The sequence below is a fragment of the Streptomyces sp. BE20 genome, from assembly GCF_036322525.1.
Classification (GTDB): Bacteria; Actinomycetota; Actinomycetes; order Streptomycetales; family Streptomycetaceae; genus Kitasatospora.
On the sequence record NZ_JAQYWW010000471.1, the window covers coordinates 109,954 to 115,953 of the forward strand.

General features: G+C 74.9%; 5 protein-coding genes. 4 read left to right on the forward strand and 1 reads right to left on the reverse strand.

Annotation, left to right across the window (positions count from 1 at the left end; genetic code table 11):
- Positions 1-237 precede the first annotated feature (237 nt).
- Complete coding sequence (locus tag PUR61_RS06170) at positions 238-1,296, forward strand: DUF4349 domain-containing protein (protein WP_329876425.1); 1,059 nt, start codon at positions 238-240, stop codon at positions 1,294-1,296.
- Positions 1,297-1,381: 85 nt separating this feature from the next.
- Here the strand turns inward: PUR61_RS06170 and hemE are convergent, their stop codons facing one another.
- On the reverse strand, positions 1,382-2,395 hold the full coding sequence (gene hemE, locus PUR61_RS06175) for a uroporphyrinogen decarboxylase (protein ID WP_329876460.1): 1,014 nt from the start codon (positions 2,393-2,395) through the stop codon (positions 1,382-1,384).
- Between the two features lie 247 nt (positions 2,396-2,642).
- Between hemE and PUR61_RS06180 the strand changes: the two genes are divergently transcribed.
- The 3 genes from PUR61_RS06180 (at position 2,643) to PUR61_RS06190 (ending at position 5,846) form a co-directional block, all read left to right on the forward strand.
- Complete coding sequence (locus PUR61_RS06180) at positions 2,643-3,305, forward strand: DUF3000 domain-containing protein (protein WP_329876427.1); 663 nt, start codon at positions 2,643-2,645, stop codon at positions 3,303-3,305.
- A gap of 319 nt (positions 3,306-3,624) precedes the next feature.
- Positions 3,625-4,344 carry a response regulator transcription factor gene (locus tag PUR61_RS06185; RefSeq protein ID WP_327681609.1) on the forward strand — a complete coding sequence of 240 codons (720 nt, stop codon included), beginning with the start codon at positions 3,625-3,627 and terminating at the stop codon, positions 4,342-4,344.
- Positions 4,345-4,595: 251 nt separating this feature from the next.
- Positions 4,596-5,846, forward strand: a complete 1,251-nt coding sequence (locus tag PUR61_RS06190; protein ID WP_329876431.1) for a ribonuclease D — start codon at positions 4,596-4,598, stop codon at positions 5,844-5,846.
- The last annotated feature ends 154 nt before the right edge of the window (positions 5,847-6,000 follow it).

Here is a 6,000-nt window from a genome sequence, read left to right on the forward strand (position 1 = left end):
CGCCTTGTCCGGGCCGCAGCCGAGCTGTGATCGAGCTGCGACCTCCGGAGCGGGTCCGATCCGGCTCCGCGCCCGTCGAATGGTCCGAGTGCCGGAAGGAAGCGGCGCCGGAACTGTGGACGCGGGGAGGACTCGATCGTGGAACGAGGACGGCGGAGAGCGGGAGCGCTGGCGGCGGTGGCCGTGGCGGCGGTACTGGCCGGGGGGTGCAGCGCGTCCGACAAGAGGGACAGCAGCATGAGCGGCAACGCGGCGCCGGCGGTCGCCGGTGACGCGGCGGCACCGGCCGCCGCACCGGCCGCGCCGGCCGCACCCGGTGCGGCGGGTGCGGCGGGTGCGGCCTCGGCCGCTCCGAAGGCCGCACCGGAGGCGGGGGCCGGCAAGCCGAACGCGGTGCCGGTGGCGGACACCCGGCAGATCGCCTACAGCGCGCAGCTGTCCGTCCGGGTGGCGAAGGCGGACACCGCGCTGGCGCGGGCCCGCGACCTGGCGGTCGGGGCGGGCGGCTACGTGGCGAGCGAGACGGTGAGCGGCTCCGCCGGGGTCCCCGGCGGCGGAGGGGGTGGCAAGCGCCCGGTCGACATGGATCCGCCCGGCCCGCAGAGCGGCCAGCTGACGGTGAAGGTGCCGTCGGCGGCGTTCCAGCAGACGCTGGACCAGCTGGCCGGGCTGGGCGAGGTGTTGTCCCGCCGCAGCCAGGCGGACGACCTGACCCAGCAGGTCGCGGACGTCGGCAGCCGGGTGCAGACCCAGCAGGTGAGCGTGGACCGGGTCCGGGCGCTGATGGCGCAGGCGAAGACGCTGGCCGAGATCACCAGCCTGGAGGGCGAGTTGAGCCGCCGCGAGGCGGACCTGGAGTCCCTGCAGAAGCAGCTGAAGGAGCTGTCGGCGAAGACCTCGCTGTCCACCATCACGCTGGACGTCCGGCAGCGGGCGGACACCCCGGCGCCGGACGAACCGGATGCCGAGGACGACGACGGCTTCTGGACCTCGGTCGGTGACGCGCTGGGCGGCGGCTGGGACGTGCTGGCGGCGATCGTGCGCGGCGTCGCGGTCGCGGTGGCCGCGGCGGCGCCGTTCCTGCTGGTCGCCGGACCGGCGGCGCTGGTGCTCTGGGTACTGCGCCGGCGTCGGCGGGCCGGAGCGGGGACGACACCGGTCACCCCGGTCACCCCGGGCGGTCAGGGCGATCGGCCGGCGGCACCCGAGGTCCCCGCCGCCCCCGTCGAGAGCCCGAAGGTCCCGGCCGTCCCGCCCGGGCGCCCGGGCGCTCCCGGGGAGGGCGGGGAGGAGTAGCGCGGCAGCGGAACCGCCGGTACGGCGGCGGGACCCCTCCGGGAGGTCCCGCCGCCGCCCCTCGGCGGGCGCCGGCCCGCAGACCTCAGCGGGCGCTGGACTCGTGGACGAAGGCGACGAGGCGGCTGAGCGCGTCCGGGTCCATGCTGGGCAGCACGCCATGGCCGAGGTTGAAGATGTGGCCGCTGGTGCCGAGCGCCCGGGCGGCCTGCAGCACCTCGCGCGCCTTGGCCTCGACGGCCCGGGTCGGCGCGAACAGCACGGCCGGGTCGAGGTTGCCCTGCAGGGCCTTGCCGGGGCCGACCCGCTCGGCGGCGACGTCCAGCGGGACCCGCCAGTCCACGCCGACCACGTCCGCGCCGGCCTCGCCCATCAGGCCGAGCAGCTCGCCGGTGCCGACGCCGAAGTGGATCCGCGGGACGCCGTAGCCGGCGACGGCGTCGAACACCTTGGTGCTGGCCGGCATGACCGAGCGTCGGTAGTCGTCCGGAGCGAGCGCGCCGACCCAGGAGTCGAAGAGCTGGACCGCGGAGACGCCCGCCTCGATCTGCACCTTGAGGAAGGCCGAGGTGATGTCGGCCAGCCGGTCGACCAGGGCGGCCCACAGCTCGGGCTCGCCGTACATCATGGCCTTGGTGTTCTCGTGGTTCTTGGACGGGCCGCCCTCGACCAGGTAGCTGGCCAGCGTGTAGGGCGCGCCGGCGAAGCCGATCAGCGGGGTGGAGCCGAGCTCGTCGACGAGCAGGCCGATCGCCTCGGTGATGTAGGGGACGTCGTCCGGCTCCAGCGGGCGCAGCCGCCGGAGGTCCTCGAAGGTACGGATCGGGTCGGCGATGACCGGACCGATGCCGGGCTTGATGTCGACGTCGATGCCGACCGCCTTGAGCGGCACCACGATGTCGCTGAAGAAGATCGCCGCGTCCACCTGGTGCCGGCGCACCGGCTGGAGGGTGATCTCCTTGACCAGCTCGGGCCGCATGCAGGACTCCAGCATGGGGATGCCCTCGCGGACCTTCAGGTACTCGGGCAGCGAGCGGCCGGCCTGGCGCATGAACCACACCGGGGTGTGCGGTACCGGCTCGTGCCGGCAGGCCCGCAGGAACGCGGAGTCGTACGCGGCGCCGCGGCGCGCGGGGGGCTGCTGGCCGGGGGCGGCGCCTGCCTGGGCGGCTGCCGTGGTGTCTGCCGTTGTCTCGCTCACGCCCCAAATCTTCGCACGCGCCCCGGACCGGCCCCCTCGCCCGGTCTCGTCGGTTCCTCCAAGATCTGGCCGGATTGCCCTCCCGGCGCGCCGCGCGGAAAGAAGTTGCGGCGATTAACCGAGTTTTCGACCTAGTCTTCGGGTCATGGCAGCGGTCGGAGGGCACCCCGCACAGGGTGGCGGAGCAGGTGGCGGAACGGGTCGGGAGACGGCGCCGAGCGAGTTCCGGGCCGCCGTGGAGGCGTTCTCCGGAGCGCGGCTCCGCCCCGAGGTCGTCCTCTCCCCCGCCCCCGCGCCGCGCCGGCTCGCCCCGTTCGCGTTCGCGGTGACCGCCGCCGTCGAGGTCGACGGCGAGGAGCTCGCCGACGGCCGGCTGGTGCTGCTGCACGACCCCGCCGGCCAGGAGGCCTGGAACGGGGACTTCCGCGTGGTCACCATGACCCGGGCGGAGCTGGAACCGGAGATGGCCGGCGACCCGATGCTCTCCGAGGTCGGCTGGGCCTGGCTGCTCGACGCGTTGCAGGCGCACGGCGCCGGGTACGCGGAGACCTCCGGCACGGTGACCCGGTGCGCCTCGCAGTACTTCGGCGGGCTGGCGGACCGCGAGTCCAGCACCGAGATCGAGATCCGGGCGTCCTGGACGCCGGCCGACGGCCGTTTCGAACGGCACCTCGCGGCCTGGGGGGACCTGCTCTGCATCAGCGCGGGTCTGCCGCCGGTCGCCCCGGCCCCGCAGTCACCGGCCGACGTCGCGTCACTCGGTGGAGTGGTCCCGATGCCCGCGCGACGGCGCCCGCGCTCGCACTGACGAGTGGCGCCCGGGAGGCCCGGCGCCGCCGCGCCCGGCACGTCCTCCAGGGCTGACGACGTGTGATCCCACGCGGGCCCTCCGTCAACGAACCGCTCGAACCTGACCACTCCGCGATCGATCTGATCGATTTTGTGCGATTTCCAGGCACCTCGTATCAGTCACTTGCGCGATTTGTCCGTATTGTTACTCACTAGATCGTGATCTTTCGCTAAAGCCGGGCACGGATGATGCCGAAGCAGACTGTGACCCTTTCCGAACGCGGAACACTCCGACCGCCCCCTCGGGGTTCCGTCCGCCACTCCCCGCAGGAGGCCTGGTGTCGGTCCTTCTTGAGCACCCCGCAAACGTGGTCGCCTACCGGCCGACCAAGCCCACCGCCATGGTGGTCATCGCCGATCCCCGCGTCCGAAACACCGTCACCCGCCACCTCTGGGCGCTCGGCGTCCGGGACGTGATCGAGGTGTCCTCGATCGCCGAGGCCCGCCCCCGGGTCTCCACCCCCCGCGACATCTGCGTCGCCGACGTCCACCTCCCCGACGGCTCCGGACTCACCATCCTCGCCGAGACCCGCGCCGCGGGCTGGCCCAACGGGCTCGCGCTGTCCGCCGCCGACGACATCGGCGCGGTCCGCAGCGCGCTGGCCGGCGGCGTGAAGGGCTACGTCGTCACCGGCACCCGCACCAACGTCGCGATGCCGGGTCGCCCCGGCCTCCCCCTCGGCGCCGGCGGCCTCGCCGGACGGATGCGGCGCCCCGGCATGCCGGGCATGCCCGGTGCGGCCGGCGCTCCGGGCGGCGCGCCCGGGGCCCCCGGTGCGCCGGGAGCCCAGCAGGCCGCCTACCGCGAGCTCTCCGGCCGGGAGGTGGAGGTGCTGCGGCTGGTCGCCGAGGGCCAGTCGAACAAGGCGATCGGCGTGGCGATGGGCCTCTCCGCGCTCACGGTGAAGAGCCACCTCGCCCGGATCGCCCGCAAGCTGGGCACCGGGGACCGCGCCGGGATGGTCGCGGTCGCCCTGCGCACCGGCATCATCCACTGACCCTGGTGGACCGCCGCGGCGGCCTGGAGGAACGTTTCTGTACCGTCGCCCGCCCGTCTCCGGGCCGCTCGTGATCCACGGCTCCGCCCCGGGGAGATGTCTCCCCGGGGCGGAGCCGTGGACGGCCCCGCTCCGGATCGGCGGCCGTCGACACCCGTTCAGGGCGCCCCGGAGGCGCACGGGCAGGTCACAAAGCGGTCTGACCAGTCCGACAACACTCCCGGCTGCGGGGACCGTCGTACCCTTGGTAGGTGACCGACGCCGTAGCAGCCATCCCAGAAGAAGCAGCCCCGGTCCCGCTCCTGGAGCCGAAGGAGGGGATCCCTCCGGTCGTGGCGGACGAGCAGGCGCTTGCCGCCACCGTCGCCGCCTTCGCCGCGGGAACCGGACCGGTCGCCGTCGATGCCGAGCGGGCCTCCGGCTACCGCTACGGCCAACGGGCGTACCTCATCCAGCTGCGCCGCGCGGGCGCCGGTACCGCGCTGATCGACCCCATCGCCTGCCCCGACCTCAGCGGGCTGGGCGAGGCCCTCGCGGACACCGAATGGGTGGTGCACGCCGCCACCCAGGACCTGCCCTGCCTGGCCGAGGTCGGTATGAGACCCCGGCGGCTGTTCGACACCGAGCTGGCCGGGCGGATCGCCGGCTTCGCGCGGGTCGGACTCGGGCCGATGACCGAGAGCGTGCTCGGGCTGAGCCTGGCCAAGGAGCACTCCGCGGTCGACTGGTCCACCCGGCCGCTGCCCGAACCGTGGCTCCGCTACGCCGCTCTGGACGTCGAGGTGCTGGTCGAGCTGCGCGACGCGCTCGAACGGGAGCTGGACGCCCAGGGCAAGCTCGACTGGGCCCTGGAGGAGTTCGCCGCGATCGCCGCGGCGCCCCGCCCCGCCCCGCGGACCGACCCGTGGCGCCGCACCTCGCAGCTGCACAAGGTGCGCCGGCGGCGCCAGCTGGCCGTGGTGCGCGAGCTCTGGCTGGCCCGCGACCGGATGGCCCAGGAGCGGGACGTCTCGCCGGGCCGGGTGCTCTCGGACGCGGCGATCGTCAACGCCGCGCTCGCCATGCCCCTGAACATCGCCGCGCTCCAGGGCGTCCAGGGCTTCGGCCCGCGGGTGCACCGGCGCCAGCTGGAGCAGTGGCTGGCCGCCGTCCAGCGCGGCCGGGAGGTGCCGGAGAACCAGCTGCCGCCGTCCGCGGCGCCGCACGACGGCCCGCCGCCGCCGCGGGCCTGGGCCGAGAAGGACCCGGTGGCCGCCGCCCGGCTGACCGGCGCGCGGGCCGCCGTCACCGATCTGGCCGAGTCGCACAACCTCCCCGCCGAGAACCTGATCACGCCGGACCTCGTCCGCCGGGTCGCGTGGGAGCCGCCGGCCGGCGCCGGCGCCGGCGAGGTGGCCGCGGCGCTGCGCCGGCTGGGCGCCCGCCAGTGGCAGGTGGACCTGGTCGCGCCCGCGCTGGCCACGGCCTTCGCGGAGGCCGCCGCCGCCGAGCAGCAGGACTGAGCGGTCGGACGTGGGAGATGGGAAGTCACCCGGGTGACAAACCCACTCCCACGTCCGGCTCCGGAACCGCCCGGAGGCGGGCGGGCGAGGACCCCGCCCCCAGCCCAATGCCCCCGCCCGTGCCGAGAGGGAGAAGCGGGGAAGCGACGAACGA